Source organism: Coprococcus eutactus, assembly GCF_025149915.1.
Taxonomy (GTDB): domain Bacteria; phylum Bacillota; class Clostridia; order Lachnospirales; family Lachnospiraceae; genus Coprococcus; species Coprococcus eutactus.
The window spans coordinates 385,619-400,425 of sequence record NZ_CP102278.1; the positions used below are offsets into that span (position 1 = coordinate 385,619).

The following is a 14,807-nucleotide window of genomic DNA, read 5'->3' on the forward strand; positions in this document are numbered from 1 at the left end:
GGATGAGATATATCATGATGGTGCTTCGAGGAAATATGAGAAGAAACAAGGGCGTGCATATAAGTGTGCTCGTGCTCATGCTTATCATTTCTCTGGCATTCTGTTCAGTGCTTTCTTACTACACGAATTCCATAAGGCATGATTCGGAAGCTATGGAAGAGGTTGGTTATGGAGGTATGCTTGCCGCACTTTATGGGGAGAACAGGCTGGATGCCTATGGAACAAGTGCAGACAAGATAATAAAGAATATTGGCAAATGTGATGCGGTGCAGGAAGTGAAAGCAACAGATGTTGTATATCTGCTGCTTAAGGACTGCAATGGAAAAGGCGGAAACAGCAGCTTCGTTTTGAATGATACAGACAGCGTGCTCACATATGATCAGTATGATGTGGATAACAAAATGACAGATCGCCGGCTTGAAAAAGGTGAGGTAAGTGTGCCGTTCAGTTTCATAGGTATGTATGACTGCAAGATTGGTGATACAGTCGAGCTGGGCAATGATAACGGTTCTTATACCTTCAAAGTTGCGTCATTTTTCGAGGATCCATATATGGGATCTTCGGTCATGGGAATAAAGACGATATTGATCTCAGATGAGGATTTTGCGGATCTTAAGGCAAAGGCTGCGGAAGATCATAGAAGCGGACTGGAAGATGACAAGAGATCCTTTGAATTGTCAAAGCTTATCATAATAGATAAAAAGCCGGGCCTGGACCTCACGGAGATGGAGTTTGAGAGAGAACTGAATAATGTGAGTGATTTCGCATCATATTGCTGGATAACTTTATCAAAGGAGCAGGCGGGAAGTTACATGCTTCTTATGACAAAGGTATTCTCCGCGGTGCTGCTTATATTTGTTGTGCTGCTTCTGGTGGCGGCTATGATAGTTCTAGGACACAACATCGGCAGCAGCATAGAGATGGATTTTGTTAACATAGGAATACTCAAAGCGGTCGGAATGACAAATTCATCGGTGAAGCTGGCGTTGCTTGCCGGGTATATGTGCACTGTGGCGGCTGGACTGTTTGCTGGAATACCACTGGCCATTCCGATACTAAAAATTATAAATAGTGCCACAAGATCTTCTTCAGGACTTGAAGTTCCGTCTGATATTAATGTAGGACTTGTGCTGTGTGTCATATTGTCGATACTGCTTCTAATAGCAGCATTTATCATGTTGAAGACAAGGAGAATATCCGAGGCCACACCTATAAAGGCGATAAGAGGTGGACGGGACAGTGTGCATTTCTCAAGCGTTCTGAAGCTTCCGGTCTCAGGCAAGAAACTTGGTGTGAGTCTTGCATACAGACAGTTTATATCTGAGAAGAAACAGTATGCCGCAGCCATCATAGTGACTGCTATACTTGCCATGTTCATGATACTTATGAACGATATGATGCGCTGGTTTAATTCACAGAATATGCTGGTGGATATGTTTTCAGTCACGAAGTATGACCTGACTGCTTCGTTTGTCGATGAGGATACGCAGAAGGATATAGAGAATGTTATATCAGAACACACAGCGTATAGAAAATATCAAATGTCCAGCGAGTACCTTCTGTTCGATGATGTGCAGATGTATTGTTATATAGTGGAGGACCCTGATATGATCAACACGATAAGAAAGGGAAGAACCTGCACATATGACAATGAAGTGCTGATAACCCAGTATGTGGCTGATGGATTTCACATGGACGTAGGTGACACAGTCACAGTCAAGCGCGGCGGCGTGGCAAGGAAGATGGTGATCTCCGGCATATACGATTCGGCAAATGATGTGGGCAAGAATTTTGCAATTAGTAAGGCTGCATATAGTAAGTTTGCCAGCGAAGGGATCGTAAGTGAGTCTGGTGTCAGTGGAGCTGCCAAAAGCAGTTCAGATGAAGAGGAATGGAGCGGCAAAGAAATATGTTATGATCTTGACAATACTGATGAATGTGATGCGATAATCCAGGAGATAGATAAGAGATATGGCGATAATCAGGGCATCACGTATTCAATACATTCAGCAAAGGATGATTTTGAAGGAGTGGCGGGTACAGTCAACATTGCAATACAGGGACTCACATTGCTCACATATATGTTGGGGGCTGTATTCGTGATAGTCACGGTCATAATCGTGTGTGGCAAGGTTCTCATGCGTGAGCAGAAGGATATCGGAATATACAAGGCACTTGGATTTACATCCTTCAGACTCAGATGCCAGCTTGCGGTCCGCTTTATCGTGACGGCAGTTGTGGGTTCGCTGCTTGGTATAGTTCTGGCACTTATCGTCAGCAAGCCATTCTTCAAGGCAGGATTTGAATCATTTGGAATATACAGTTTTAATTTAAGTACAAGCGTGATATCACTGGTTATACCATTGGTATTTATGAGCGTGTTATTCTCTGTGGTAGCATTTATCAGAGCGGGGAACATCAGAAAGGTTCAGCCGCAGGTGCTCATCGCAGATCAGTAGAAGTATATAGGAGAGTGGAACTATGTATACAGCCGTAGTTCTGCTCTTTTTTTGTTTGCCACGAGTTCTTGACATTTGTCACTTGTTATGGTCATGCCCTATGGAATATAATGTCTGTATACAATGTCAGTAGACAAGGTGGGTATATATAATGGATAAGTTGATCATATATCTGATATGTATAAATATACTAGGAGCTGTTCTTGATGGAGTGACGGCTGCGAGACGCAGGAGAACAAGCCATAAGGCACTCAGTGTTCTGCTGGGGATCATAGCCATTGCCGGTGGTGCCCCTGGCATGATAATAGCATTTGCGTTGTGTGACAGGACTGCATCCAAGACAAATATGATGCTGAGAGTGTTCACAGTGTGCGTGTGTGTGATAGAACTTGCGGTGTTCATGACTTGGAAGCTTAGACCTGCGGGCAAATGGAGCTTTGCATTCTGGGATGTGTTTGTGGAATACAGATGGACATTGTGGTTCGTTGCGGCAGTGAGTGTTGTAACATTTGTCATGTTCGGAATTGACAAATACAGAGCGGTCAAGGGCGGATACAGGATCCCCATAGCGGTCCTTCTCGGTATGGCATTTGCCGGTGGAAGTATTGGTGCTCTGCTTGGAATGGTGGTGTTCAGGCATAAGATAAGGAAGAATTATTTCTCGGTTGGAGTGCCACTTATACTTGTAATGCAGGTGGTGCTTCTGATGTGTGTGGTTAATCTGTTGTAGGAACCGCAAATACCCCCAGTTCAGGCGGATAGTTGGTAAATGCAAAGAATGCAACCGCGAGAATTGCCAGGATAGTCATGGAAACGTAGTCATTTATGCACATTTGCCTGGATTCTAATCTGTTTTCGGTGCGCAATGCATACATAACCCCGGCGAAATAAAGTGCGATATTCAGAAACTCATAATTCCTGCCCAGTACACCGTTTAGAGTGTAGAAACCGACCACAATGAATGCCATACCTGACAGGATACCGACAGTCCTTGCTGGAAGATAGTTTTCCGGCAGGGACTTATCTTTTATATGAGCCCAGAGAAATTCGATTATCGTAAGCAGGAGCATAGGGAAAAATATGAGTTTTAGATGCTCCCAGGTCGACTCGTTCACTGCTGAGAACAGTCCGACTGCGGGATTGTCTCCCGACCATTCGTAGGTGAAGTGTAGCAGGACTCCAAGAATCGAAATGAAGATAAAGCGGAAAAGGTTGAGTCTGGTTTTTGCTTGCATTAAGGACCCTCCAAAGAAACAGGTGCTATATTATATAGTGTATGATGAATTGGGCATAAAATATGTAAATCTGATAAAAATCCTTGTCTTAGAGCAGGCTCTATATGTTATCTTTAACCCGCAGGTTGATTTCTTACTCGCCGCATCTGTGCTAAACTATAGGCAGCGATATAATAAAGAAACGGAATTGCAAGAAAGGAGAACTGTGCATGCGTTTGATCCATTTATCTGATCTTCACATAGGAAAGCGTGTAAATGAATTTTCCATGTTGGAGGATCAGGAGTATATATTAAAAGAAATACTGGGCATCATCGATGATGAGCAGCCGGATGGAGTCATAATAGCCGGTGATGTATATGATAAGTCTGTGCCGAGCGAGGAGGCGGTGAAACTGCTGGACAGCTTCCTGACCTCACTTGCAAAGAGAAAGCTGCAAGTATATATCATCAGCGGCAACCATGATTCGGCGGCCAAGCTGGCATTTGCATCAAGTCTGATTGATCTCAGTGGAATCCATATATCGCCGGTATATGATTCGGCACAGATAGCCATGATGGGAGATGGGTTGGTCAGACCATATAAGCTGGAGGATGGAAAAGGACAGATGGTGAACATATACATGCTGCCATTTGTGAAGCCGGCAATGGTCAGAGCGGTGTTCCCTGATGAGGCGGATGATATAAAGGATTACACGGATGCCTGCCGTGTGGCGGTGGAGCACATGGATGTTGATGAGAAGGTTACAAATATCCTTGTGGCCCACCAGTTCGTGACCGGGGCTGTGCGCTCGGAGTCGGAGGAGAATGTGGGCGGTCTGGACAATGTGGATGTGTCGGTATTTGACTCATTTGACTATGTGGCGCTGGGGCATATACATGGACCGCAGAAGGTGGGCAGGGAGACCGTCAGATACTGTGGAACACCGCTTAAGTATTCACTCTCTGAGGCTAAGCATACGAAATCTGTGACGGTTGTTGACATCCCTGAGAACAAGAAAATAGAGATAAGGACAGTTTCGCTTGTTCCGATGCATGAGCTGCGCGAGGTAAAGGGAACATTTGACGAGCTGATGGACAGGCGAAACTATGAGGGGACGGCTGTGGATGATTATCTGTATGTGGTTCTCACGGACGAGGACGATGTGCCGGATGCTTTGGGAAAACTCAGAACGGTCTATCCAAATGTGATGAAGCTTGGATACGACAACACCCGAACCCGTGTGACACAGACGATAGACGATGGCGCTGTGCTTGAAGGGAAAAAGCCTATAGATCTGTTTGAAGAGTTGTATGAGAAACAGAACAATCGGCAAATGAGTGATGAACAGAAGAGTTTTGTTCAGGATATTATAGACGTTATATGGAAGGAGGAGCGCTTATGAGCGAAGCGAATAATTCAAATGCGCTCCGACGACCTGCCCCGCTCGCGGAGGCGAGAGGGGCGATACATTGTGAAAGAGAGGAGCGCTTATGAGCGAAGCGAATAACTCAAATGCGCTCCGACGACCTGCCCCGCTCGTGGAGGCGAGAGGGGCGATACATTGTAAAGGAGAGGAGCGATTATGAGACCACTTAATCTTACGATGTCGGCATTTGGACCATATGCGGGTGTCCAGGAGCTTGACATGACACAGCTTGGGGCTGAAGGCTTGTATCTTGTGACTGGGGATACAGGTGCGGGAAAGACCACGATATTCGATGCCATCTGTTATGCGCTGTATGATGAGCCGAGTGGCGCAGGTCGTGATGCTAGGATGATGAGATCAACGTATGCGGATGTGGACACAGACACCTACGTTGAACTGACATTTGAACATATAGGAAAAATCTACAGGGTTAAAAGAAATCCTTCTTATGAGAGACGCAAGAAAAAAGGTGAAGGAACTACCCTGCAGGAAGCGGCTGTAGAATTGTATCTGCCGGATGACTCAGTCATTGTCAACAGGACAAAGGCCAACTCATACCTTCAGGAATTGATGGGTGTGGACAGAGAACAGTTTTCACAGATATCCATGCTTGCACAGGGTGAGTTCAAGGAGCTGTTGGTGGCTGAGTCCAGTGACAGGCAGAAGATATTCAGCAAACTTTTCCACACATCAAGGTATTTTTTTCTGCAGAAGCGGCTTCAGGATGAGACGAGAAAGCTTCAGAGTGAACGGGACGATATGAAGAAGAGTATAGAGCAGTATATATCTGGAATAGTCTGCGGAGAGGATGATCCTCTGGGGCTCAGTGTCCAAAAGGCAAAGGCCGGCCAGATGCCAGTTGATGAGGTGCTTGCACTTATCGAAAAGCTTATTGGAATGGAGAAGGTAAGAACGGCTTCGTATGAGAAGCAGATTGGCGTGCTTGAGACCCGGATAGGGGGGCTCGACACGCTGATAGGCAAGGCGCAGCAGACAGAGAAAGCCAGAGTACAGCTTGGAAAGGCACATTCGGAGCTTGCAAATGTACAGAATGACAGAACTACTGCTGAGGCAGAGTTAAACAGGACAAAGGATGCACTTCCAGAGACAAAAGAGCTCCAGAGGCAGGCGGCGGTTATAAATAACGAGCTTCCGGACTATGAAAAACTGGATGCAAAGAGAAGAAATATTGCAGACGGTGAACAGCGCCTGCAAAGGCAAAATCAGCAGGCAGAGAAGGGCAGAACGCTTGTGGCAGACAAGCAGAAGCTCATAGGAAAGCTAAAAATGGAGCAGGTGCAACTTGCGGATGCGGGAGAGAAAATCGTGGCTTTTACGGCATCAAGGGAAAAGATGGCTGACGCTATTGACTATCTGAACGGAATAAACAGATTGCTCATGGAATACAGCAGAAGAAAGCAGGCGGTGGACAAAGCACAGAAGCAGTATCTGCTTGATAACGAGATGTATACCAGAAAGCAGGATATGTATGAGCATATGAGCACGCTTTACAGGAATGCCCAGGCGGGAATCCTTGCAAAGGATCTGAAGGAGGGACAGGCGTGTCCTGTGTGTGGTGCAACGGAGCACAAAATCCTTGCATCGCTGCCAAAGGAGGCTCCGACAGATGCGCAGTTAGAGGACGCGAAGAAGGATACGGACAGAGCACGCGACAGGGCAAATGCCAGCGCTACGGATGCAAAGGTAAAGCTTGCCAGTGTCACGGAGATCAGAACCAGCATTATTGAGCAGGCTGGAAGGAAATTTGACGCCCCGGAGGATATAGACGGTCTGCCGGAAAAGGTTGAGAAGAATATAGGATATTACAATGAGAAGATTGCCGATACAGACAGACAGATCGAGGCTGAACGCAAAAGGGTCAGCAGAAGGGATGAGCTTGCTGCAAAACTTCCTCAGGAGGAAGAAACATTGGCCGGTATGCAGACAAAGCTGGCAGACATCGAAAAAAATATATCAGCGCTTACAGCAAAGCTTGCCTCTGACAGAGAACAGGTGACTGAACTGGCCGCGGGACTCAGATTCAGAAATCGGAGCGAGGCGGAAATGAAGATGAACGAGATTCTTGGCAGAGCAAAGAAATTGCAGGATTCATTTGAAGCCTCTGAGAAGAGATATAATGCTGTGATCCAGAATATTAAGGCGCTGGAGGGGCAGATAAAGGCTCTGACAGACACGCTGGAGTCAGCAGAGAAGCTTGAACTTGCCAAGCTTGAGGAAGACAAAGTCGCAGCAAGAAATGAGCTTGGAAGAATCAGACTTTTCATGCAGGATGGAAACAGCCGCATCCGCGCAAATGAAACGGTGATGGCGAATATAAGCAGGAAGTCCGATGAACTTTCGGCAAAAGAAAAGGAATACGTCAGTGTGAAGTCACTTTATGACACTGCCTCAGGGAATGTATCCGGCAAGAATAAGATAAACCTTGAGGCATATATACAGATGTCGTATTTTGACAGGATAATTCAGCGCGCGAATCTGAGATTCCTGAAGATGTCAGACGGTCAGTATGAACTGAGCCGTGTGACGGACAGCAGTGACAAGAGAAGCCAGATCGGTCTTGACCTCTGTGTTGTGGATCATTACAACGGCAGCAGACGAGACGTTAAGTCTCTTTCTGGGGGCGAGTCATTTATGGCATCACTCTCCCTTGCACTTGGACTCTCCGATGAGGTGCAGGCTTCGGCTGGCGGAATTCAGATAGATACGATGTTTGTGGATGAGGGCTTTGGCTCACTGGACACAGAAAAGACTCTGCCACAGGCATACAAAGCGCTGGTCAGCGTGACCGAGGGATGCAAGCTGGTGGGAATAATATCGCACGTGACTGAACTCAAGGAGAAGATTGACAAGCAGATCGTGGTGGAAAAGGACAGAACCGGCAGGGCGAAGGCGAGGCTGGTGGTGTAGGAATAGAAGGACGGTACAAAATAATGGAACTTTTTGATATATGCGACGAACAGGGCAACCCTACTGGAGACATAGTGGAGAGGAGCGAGGCACATGCAAAAGGCATATGTCACAGGACTGCCCATATCTGGATAGCGAAGCAAGAGAATGGAAGGTATAAGGTTCTCCTGCAGAAGCGGGCAATGAATAAGGATTCATTTCCAGGAAGGTATGATACCTCATCGGCGGGGCACATACAGGCGGGAGATGAACCTCTGGAGTCGGCACTCAGGGAGCTCGGTGAGGAGCTTGGCATCAAGGCTGAGGCTTCTGACCTTGACTTTGCGGGAACATTCAGAATACAGTATGAGAAGGAATTTCACGGCAAAATGTTCAGGGATAATGAGGTGGCATTTGTGTTCGTGTACCAGAAACCGGTGGACATAGCAGACCTGACGATCCAGAAGGAAGAACTGGACGGCGTGAGCTGGTTTGATCTGGAGGAAACCTATGAGGCATGTAAGAACCATGACCAGAAGTTTTGCGTGCCGATTGGAGGGCTTGAGACGGTAGGGAAATACCTTAACGAAATAATACGTTAAAGTTACTGAAAGAATTTTGCATGTAGCGTTGGCTCACGATGAAGATGCCTATAAAAGCGCTGACGTTTGTCAGATATCGTAAAGTGATTTATGAAAAAATAATCCAAATAAAAGGCTCAAATGAATCTTGATGATTGTAGTTGACTGGAGGAGAAGAGCGTGGAATACGATGAAAAATATTTAAATAAGCTCAGCCGTTTTATGAGTCTGATTCTTCGACACAGACCAGAAAGTATCGGAATCAGTCTGGATGAGCATGGCTGGGCAAATGTTGACGAGCTGTTGTCTGGTATTGGAGAACAACACCCGATCGATATGGATATGTTGGAAGAGATTGTCCGTGCTGACAAGAAACAGAGGTATTCATTCAATGAAGACAAGACTCTTATAAGGGCAAATCAGGGACATTCGATACCTGTTGATGTCGAGCTGGACGAGGTGAGTCCGCCGGAAGAATTGTGGCACGGCACGGGTGAAAAGTATGTACAGGATATAGAAACAGAGGGACTTCTGCCTAAGAGCCGTCTGTATGTCCACTTGTCAAATGACAGAGACACAGCATTTAAGGTGGGACAGCGACATGGAAAACCGGTTTTATATATTGTAAGATCTGGAGAGATGTACAGGGATGGATATAAGTTCTATCTTTCGAAGAATGGCGTGTGGCTTACGAAAGCAGTTCCGGTGAAGTACCTGCAGAAGCAGTAGAATACAGCTCTGTCAGTTGGGGGATAGTAGGAAAAGTAAGAATTTGTATAAGTCAGGAACAATGGTTACATCTCTGTCAGTTAGTGGATAGCTGGAAAAAAGCCAGAGCGTAAAGAAAGGCGTTACAAATAATACTTTACATAAAAAACGGTTGTTAGATTGGTTAGTTTGTGCTAACATGACATGTGTTATGGAAAACGACAAGCGCAGTGAAACGATAGAAAAACTGAAAAAAGCAGGTAAAGAGGAATTCCTTAAAAATGGTTACCAGAGGGCAAGCCTTAGAAGAATATGCAATAGTGCGGGAGTTACCACCGGAGCCTTCTACTTTTCATTTGAGAGTAAAGAGGCATTGTTCAAGGCGATACTCGAACCGCTTGTGAATCAATACGAGGTCATGCTTGGAAAACTTATGAAGGGGGAGATTGAGAACCCCGGCACGGGCGTAGATGCAGACAAGATCATGATGCAATTCCTTCTGGCACACAGGGAAGAGGCAATGATCATCATGCATGGCGCTGACGGCAGCTGCTATGAGAATTATCACCAGAGGGTTGAGGAGTTCATGAGACATTCATTTGCGGCATATTACAGATCACAGCTTGGATGCGAGCCGGATGAGACTTTGGTTCGCGTGCTGGCGAAGATGCGGCTTGAAGGAGCCATGGCGATACTGAACGAGGATGTAGATGTGGAGAAGAAAATGTATCTGACAGAAAAGATCGGCATTCATGCCACAGGCGGTACAGAAAAGTTGATAGAGAGTTTAAAGAAAGAGGTTCATCGATGATGAACCTCTTATTTTTACGAACATAACAAAACAAGACAAATGTTATATTTTATGTAAATGCCGCGCGCAGCGCCTCTCATGCGTTTGCACAATTAAAAAGCAGGAGGAAATGAGAAAATGGTTAGCACACAGAACAATACAGTAAGCAGATCAAAGGTAGACATAACGGGAGTCCCGGAGACAATGCTCCAGACACTCTATGCCAGAGCGAAAGAATCAAGAAAACCGGATCATGCCATATACGATGGCAAGGCCATAGAGATAGTTGACAGTCTTGATTATGATTTTTCCCTTGCAGATAAAGACATGGCGATGGGAAGCGGAGTCATAGCTAGAACTATAGTGCTTGATAAGCTTGTATCAGAATACCTGAAAAAGCACAAGGGTGCTGTGGTTGTGAATATCGCCTGTGGTCTTGATACCCGTTGCTATAGAAATGAGGGTAAATATAAAGGCTGGTACAACATTGATCTCCCGGAGACCATGACTGTAAGGGCAAAGTTCCTACGGGAGGACGGACCGGTGTACCAGATAGCGGAATCCGCCATGGACGGCAAATGGGCTGACATGGTAGAGTATGCCGGCGAACCTGTGCTGGTCATCATAGAGGGGCTTACGATGTATCTCACAGGAGCTGATGTGAAGAAAATATTCGACATAATAGACAGGAAATTTACTCATGCTACGGTGTTCGTAGAGACTATGGCTCCGTTCATGGTAAAGCATATCAAGGAGAAATCCATCCATGGAAGCCATGCCAGGTTCTCCTGGGGCGTGCCAAATGGAGAGAAGCTGGCGGAGATCATACCGAAATACAGATACATAGAACAGCACAGTCTTGTAGAAGGAATGGCTGAGTTCATACCGGTATATAAAGTCGTTGGCAAAATACCATTTGTCAGCAATATATCAAACAAGATAGTAGTGATGGAAAAGTGATAAAAAAGTGTTGACATAAAGTTAAAAGCCATTTATTATACAGTAAAAATGCAAATGATTTGCAAATTCAAAAAGAGGGATAGTATGGCGAGGGAGTATAAAACGAGAATAAGTCAGGCTATAGAGGCATTTGCCACTGAGAGGCAGGACAGAGGGTTTTGCGCGGCTGATGTAAGTGTGTATTTGGATGAGAATGGCATAGATGCGAATACAACAACTGTATATCGCAATCTTGACCGCATGGTTACCCAGGACAAATTGATAAAGTATCAGAGTGCTGATGGTGGTTCAAGTATGTATAGAATGGAAAAGGCTGATCATAGTTGTCACGAGCACCTTCATATGCAGTGTGTTAAGTGCGGAAGAGTCATACATATTGACCGCGATACCATGAATCACATAGCTAAAGGAGTTCAGGAGAGGTATGGATTTATGATCGACTGTGACAGATCGTCGATATGTGGTATTTGCAAAGATTGTCAGAGACGTTGTGGAGTCGCTGTAGTCTAAACCAAACGGGATTGTTACAGATGGAATTGTATCGTTACGGTCACAACGAAAACTATATATCCCCAAATTCCTACAATGAAAAGGAGGTGTGCAGAATGAGTAAAAAGAGAATAATGTCATGGATCCTTATAGTGTTCTTTGTATCAGGAGTACTTTTCTCTTACGGCTATATTGCGCGTAATGTGGAGCATGACTGTACGGGGCAGGAATGTCCTATATGTATGCATTTGCAGCAGGCTGCACAGTTCCTTTCAAATATAAAGACAATGTCAACTACGCCAGTGTTCCTGGCGTTCTTAAGTGTGTTCACACTTGGAGTTGTATTGGTGTATACCCACGAGTATTGTACCGATACGCTCGTTTCCCTGAAGGTGGAATTACTGAATTGATTTAAAGTATGGATATTGACTGAGAATTGCGTCTGGAAATACATCTAAAGATAAGGGCGAATACTTATTATTGGTGTTTTTGATCTAGAGGCAGTTTATTAAATTTACCCAATTATAGGCATCAAAATATGCCTGTCAATTTTATCAATCAATTCGGAGGTTTATTGATCATTATGAAAAATAGAATATTTGGCCTTGTTATGGCATCGGTACTTACTGTTTCAGCATTTTGTGGCTGCGGAGCATCAAGGATGGCAGCAGATTCTGATCAGAAAGAGGAAAGTGTGCCCAAAAATGCGGCAAATGCTGCGGCATATAGCATTGTATGTACGACTTTTCCTCAGTATGACTGGATCCGCAATATTATAGGCGATGATTCCGACAAGTTTCAGCTTACTATGCTGCTTGATCAGGGCACGGATCTTCACAGCTATCAGCCAACTGCAGAGGATATAGCAAAGATAGCTGACGCAGATATGTTTGTGTATGTTGGCGGTGAGTCTGACGGCTGGGTGGAAAGTGCCCTGAAAGAAGCGACTAATAAGGATATGAAGGTTGTAAATATGCTTGACGCTTTGGGAACTGCAGTCAAAGTCGAAGAGGTAGTTCCAGGCATGCAGGCAGAGGAGGAAGAGGAAACCGAAGAAGGGGAAGGGCCTGAGAATGATGAGCATGTGTGGCTATCATTGAGAAATGCGGTAACACTTACTGATGCTTTGTCTGAAAATATACAGGAGATTGATCCGGCAAATAAGGAAGATTATGTGGAGAATGCAGGCAAGTACGTGGATAAGCTCAATGATCTTGACGGAAGATATGCGCTTACTATATCTAAGGGAAAACGTCAGGCGATCCTGTTTGGCGATAGATTCCCTTTCCGATATATGGCGGATGATTATGGGCTTACTTACTATGCTGCATTTGTGGGATGCAGTGCTGAGTCGGAGGCAAGCTTTGAGACAATAACATTCCTTGCGCATAAGGTGGATGAGTTAAAGCTTCCGGTTATTTTGACGATAGAGGGTGCGGATCACAATATAGCAGAGTCGATAAAGAACGCGACCGAGTCAAAGAATCAGGAGATACTGACAATGAACTCAATGCAGTCTGTAACCGCAGAGGATATGGCTGATGGAGAGACATATCTGAACATGATGGAAGATAACCTGAATGTACTGTCTCAGGCGTTAAATTAATTGCGGCTTAACTAGATAGACTGATGTTTAAAGGAATAGGAGAAAACAAATGTCATATATAACGTGTAAAGACCTGGCAGTCGGGTACGATGGAAGATCAGTTGCGTCAGGTCTTAATTTCAGTATAGACAAGGGAGACTATCTCTGTATAGTTGGAGAGAACGGAGCGGGAAAGAGTACCTTGGTAAAAACTCTACTTGGGCTGCTGAAACCGGTTTCAGGAGAGATAAAGTTTGGCGATGATCTGACATCGCATGATATAGGCTATCTGCCGCAGCAGACACCTGTGCAGAAGGATTTCCCTGCGACTGTATGGGAGGTAGCTTTGTCGGGCGCACTGACTAAGTGTGGAGCGCGTCCTTTTTATGGCAGAAAGGAAAAGCAGCTTGCACAATCTCAGCTTGAAAGACTTGGGATATGGAATATACGCAGGGAATGCTACAGGCATTTGTCAGGAGGACAGCAGCAGCGCGTCCTTCTGGCGAGAGCCTTGTGTGCAACTGAGAATCTTCTTCTGCTTGACGAACCGGTAACTGGCCTCGATCCAGTCGCGACGGCCCAGTTCTATCAGATGATACAGCAGTTAAATGAAAATGGTGTGGCAGTGATCATGATATCACATGATCTGAGGGCAATAGATTGCGCCAGACATGTACTTCATATGCATAATGGAGGCTCATTCTGGGGTAGCAGAGATGAATATAAGAACAGCAGATATTGGGATATCATTTCAGTAGAATATGAGAAAGGCGGTGGACAAAGTGCAGCTCATTAATAAATTAACTTACTATATGCAGTATCCATTTGTCAGGTATGCGCTTATCGTTGGAGTTCTTATAGCTTTGTGTTCGTCACTTTTTGGTGCAACATTGGTTCTTAAAAGATTCTCATTTATTGGTGATGGTCTTTCTCATGTAGCATTTGGTGCAATGGCTATAGGCTCAGTCCTGAAACTGACAAATAACACGGTCATAGTAATGCCGGTGACTGTGGCTGCTGCAATTCTCATACTTATGTCAGGGCAAAATGCAAAGCTTAAAGGCGATGCAGCTATAGCTATGATGTCCGTCGGAGCTCTTGCTGTCGGTTATCTGATAATGAATGTGTTTTCCACGTCAGCAAATGTATCTGGTGATGTGTGCTCTACATTGTTTGGTTCAACCTCAATACTTACATTGACAATGGGAGAAGTGTGGTTGTGTATAGTGATGTCAATATGTGTAATAGTGTTTTTCTGTTTGTTCTATAACAGGATATTTGCGGTCACATTTGATGAGAGCTTTACAAGAGCAATCGGGAAAAATGCAGGGGCATATAATCTGGCTCTAGCTGTGATAATCGCTGTGATAATAGTGCTTGCGATGAACCTGGTGGGCTCCCTGCTCATCACGGCACTTCTGGTATTCCCTGCACTTTCGGCAATGCGAGTTATGTATAGCTTCAGGTCAGTGGTATTATATTCGGCTGTACTGTCAGTTGTGGGAACTTTGACCGGCATGCTGGTATCTATATTATTTTCAATACCGGTAGGATCTACGATCGTTGCATGCGATATGGTTATATTTGCATTTAACAGTATAGCAGGGAAAGTGATGAGGAGATAAGAATATAAACTCGGGGGAGATGCCGTATATCCAGATGATTACCCGGCGGATCAGAGCCAGGT

At 45.1% G+C, this 14,807-nt stretch carries 14 protein-coding genes; 13 read left to right on the forward strand and 1 reads right to left on the reverse strand.

From position 1 onward, the window contains the following. Positions 1-2: 2 nt before the first annotated feature. Together NQ536_RS01625 and NQ536_RS01630 are read left to right on the forward strand one after the other, a co-directional pair. On the forward strand, positions 3-2,459 hold the full coding sequence (locus tag NQ536_RS01625; protein ID WP_155803864.1) for an ABC transporter permease: 2,457 nt from the start codon (positions 3-5) through the stop codon (positions 2,457-2,459). Positions 2,460-2,610: 151 nt separating this feature from the next. Then, positions 2,611-3,189: a DUF1294 domain-containing protein gene (locus NQ536_RS01630; RefSeq protein WP_004851831.1), complete on the forward strand. Its 579-nt coding sequence runs from the start codon at positions 2,611-2,613 to the stop codon at positions 3,187-3,189. Here the strand turns inward: NQ536_RS01630 and NQ536_RS01635 are convergent. Further along, positions 3,176-3,694, reverse strand: a complete 519-nt coding sequence (locus NQ536_RS01635) for a DUF6512 family protein (RefSeq protein WP_044998100.1) — start codon at positions 3,692-3,694, stop codon at positions 3,176-3,178. The two genes, NQ536_RS01630 and NQ536_RS01635, sit on opposite strands and share 14 nt — an antisense overlap. 209 nt (positions 3,695-3,903) lie before the next feature. Between NQ536_RS01635 and NQ536_RS01640 the strand changes: the two genes are divergently transcribed. The 11 genes from NQ536_RS01640 to NQ536_RS01690 all read left to right on the forward strand — a co-directional run bounded on the left by NQ536_RS01640 (position 3,904) and on the right by NQ536_RS01690 (position 14,745). Then, positions 3,904-5,076: an exonuclease SbcCD subunit D gene (locus NQ536_RS01640; RefSeq protein WP_004851827.1), complete on the forward strand. Its 1,173-nt coding sequence runs from the start codon at positions 3,904-3,906 to the stop codon at positions 5,074-5,076. A gap of 180 nt (positions 5,077-5,256) precedes the next feature. After that, complete coding sequence (locus NQ536_RS01645) at positions 5,257-8,028, forward strand: AAA family ATPase (RefSeq protein ID WP_004851826.1); 2,772 nt, start codon at positions 5,257-5,259, stop codon at positions 8,026-8,028. A gap of 23 nt (positions 8,029-8,051) precedes the next feature. Continuing rightward, positions 8,052-8,609, forward strand: coding sequence for an NUDIX hydrolase (locus NQ536_RS01650; RefSeq protein ID WP_004851824.1), 558 nt, complete (start codon positions 8,052-8,054; stop codon positions 8,607-8,609). 201 nt (positions 8,610-8,810) lie between these two features. Then, positions 8,811-9,317: an RNA 2'-phosphotransferase gene (locus NQ536_RS01655; RefSeq protein ID WP_044998187.1), complete on the forward strand. Its 507-nt coding sequence runs from the start codon at positions 8,811-8,813 to the stop codon at positions 9,315-9,317. A 190-nt stretch (positions 9,318-9,507) separates the two neighbouring features. Further along, positions 9,508-10,107 (forward strand): TetR/AcrR family transcriptional regulator, encoded by a 600-nt coding sequence (locus NQ536_RS01660; RefSeq protein ID WP_004851819.1) that lies wholly within the window; start codon positions 9,508-9,510, stop codon positions 10,105-10,107. A 117-nt stretch (positions 10,108-10,224) separates the two neighbouring features. After that, complete coding sequence (locus NQ536_RS01665; protein WP_004851818.1) at positions 10,225-11,046, forward strand: class I SAM-dependent methyltransferase; 822 nt, start codon at positions 10,225-10,227, stop codon at positions 11,044-11,046. 84 nt (positions 11,047-11,130) lie between these two features. After that, positions 11,131-11,556 carry a Fur family transcriptional regulator gene (locus NQ536_RS01670; protein ID WP_155803863.1) on the forward strand — a complete coding sequence of 142 codons (426 nt, stop codon included), beginning with the start codon at positions 11,131-11,133 and terminating at the stop codon, positions 11,554-11,556. Positions 11,557-11,651: 95 nt separating this feature from the next. Further along, complete coding sequence (locus NQ536_RS01675; protein WP_015534692.1) at positions 11,652-11,945, forward strand: hypothetical protein; 294 nt, start codon at positions 11,652-11,654, stop codon at positions 11,943-11,945. Between the two features lie 173 nt (positions 11,946-12,118). Next, the gene (locus NQ536_RS01680; RefSeq protein ID WP_044998098.1) at positions 12,119-13,141 is read left to right on the forward strand and encodes a metal ABC transporter substrate-binding protein; all 1,023 of its coding nucleotides are present in this window, start codon (positions 12,119-12,121) and stop codon (positions 13,139-13,141) included. 49 nt (positions 13,142-13,190) lie between these two features. Further along, on the forward strand, positions 13,191-13,916 hold the full coding sequence (locus NQ536_RS01685) for a metal ABC transporter ATP-binding protein (RefSeq protein WP_004851810.1): 726 nt from the start codon (positions 13,191-13,193) through the stop codon (positions 13,914-13,916). Beyond that, positions 13,882-14,745: a metal ABC transporter permease gene (locus NQ536_RS01690; protein ID WP_004851809.1), complete on the forward strand. Its 864-nt coding sequence runs from the start codon at positions 13,882-13,884 to the stop codon at positions 14,743-14,745. The genes NQ536_RS01685 and NQ536_RS01690 overlap by 35 nt, the downstream gene beginning before the upstream one ends. Positions 14,746-14,807: the final 62 nt, after the last annotated feature.

Bases quoted from the DNA above. Each gene is read 5' to 3' on its own strand.
- NQ536_RS01645 (WP_004851826.1), top strand. From the start codon at position 5,257: ATGAGACCACTTAATCTTACGATGTCGGCATTTGGACCATATGCGGGT.
- NQ536_RS01670 (WP_155803863.1), top strand. From the start codon at position 11,131: ATGGCGAGGGAGTATAAAACGAGAATAAGTCAGGCTATAGAGGCATTT.
- NQ536_RS01650 (WP_004851824.1), top strand. From the start codon at position 8,052: ATGGAACTTTTTGATATATGCGACGAACAGGGCAACCCTACTGGAGAC.
- NQ536_RS01640 (WP_004851827.1), top strand. From the start codon at position 3,904: ATGCGTTTGATCCATTTATCTGATCTTCACATAGGAAAGCGTGTAAAT.
- NQ536_RS01665 (WP_004851818.1), top strand. From the start codon at position 10,225: ATGGTTAGCACACAGAACAATACAGTAAGCAGATCAAAGGTAGACATA.
- NQ536_RS01660 (WP_004851819.1), top strand. From the start codon at position 9,508: ATGGAAAACGACAAGCGCAGTGAAACGATAGAAAAACTGAAAAAAGCA.
- NQ536_RS01685 (WP_004851810.1), top strand. From the start codon at position 13,191: ATGTCATATATAACGTGTAAAGACCTGGCAGTCGGGTACGATGGAAGA.
- NQ536_RS01675 (WP_015534692.1), top strand. From the start codon at position 11,652: ATGAGTAAAAAGAGAATAATGTCATGGATCCTTATAGTGTTCTTTGTA.
- NQ536_RS01630 (WP_004851831.1), top strand. From the start codon at position 2,611: ATGGATAAGTTGATCATATATCTGATATGTATAAATATACTAGGAGCT.
- NQ536_RS01680 (WP_044998098.1), top strand. From the start codon at position 12,119: ATGAAAAATAGAATATTTGGCCTTGTTATGGCATCGGTACTTACTGTT.
- NQ536_RS01690 (WP_004851809.1), top strand. From the start codon at position 13,882: ATGAGAAAGGCGGTGGACAAAGTGCAGCTCATTAATAAATTAACTTAC.
- NQ536_RS01655 (WP_044998187.1), top strand. From the start codon at position 8,811: ATGAGTCTGATTCTTCGACACAGACCAGAAAGTATCGGAATCAGTCTG.
- NQ536_RS01625 (WP_155803864.1), top strand. From the start codon at position 3: ATGAGATATATCATGATGGTGCTTCGAGGAAATATGAGAAGAAACAAG.
- NQ536_RS01635 (WP_044998100.1), bottom strand. From the start codon at position 3,694: ATGCAAGCAAAAACCAGACTCAACCTTTTCCGCTTTATCTTCATTTCG.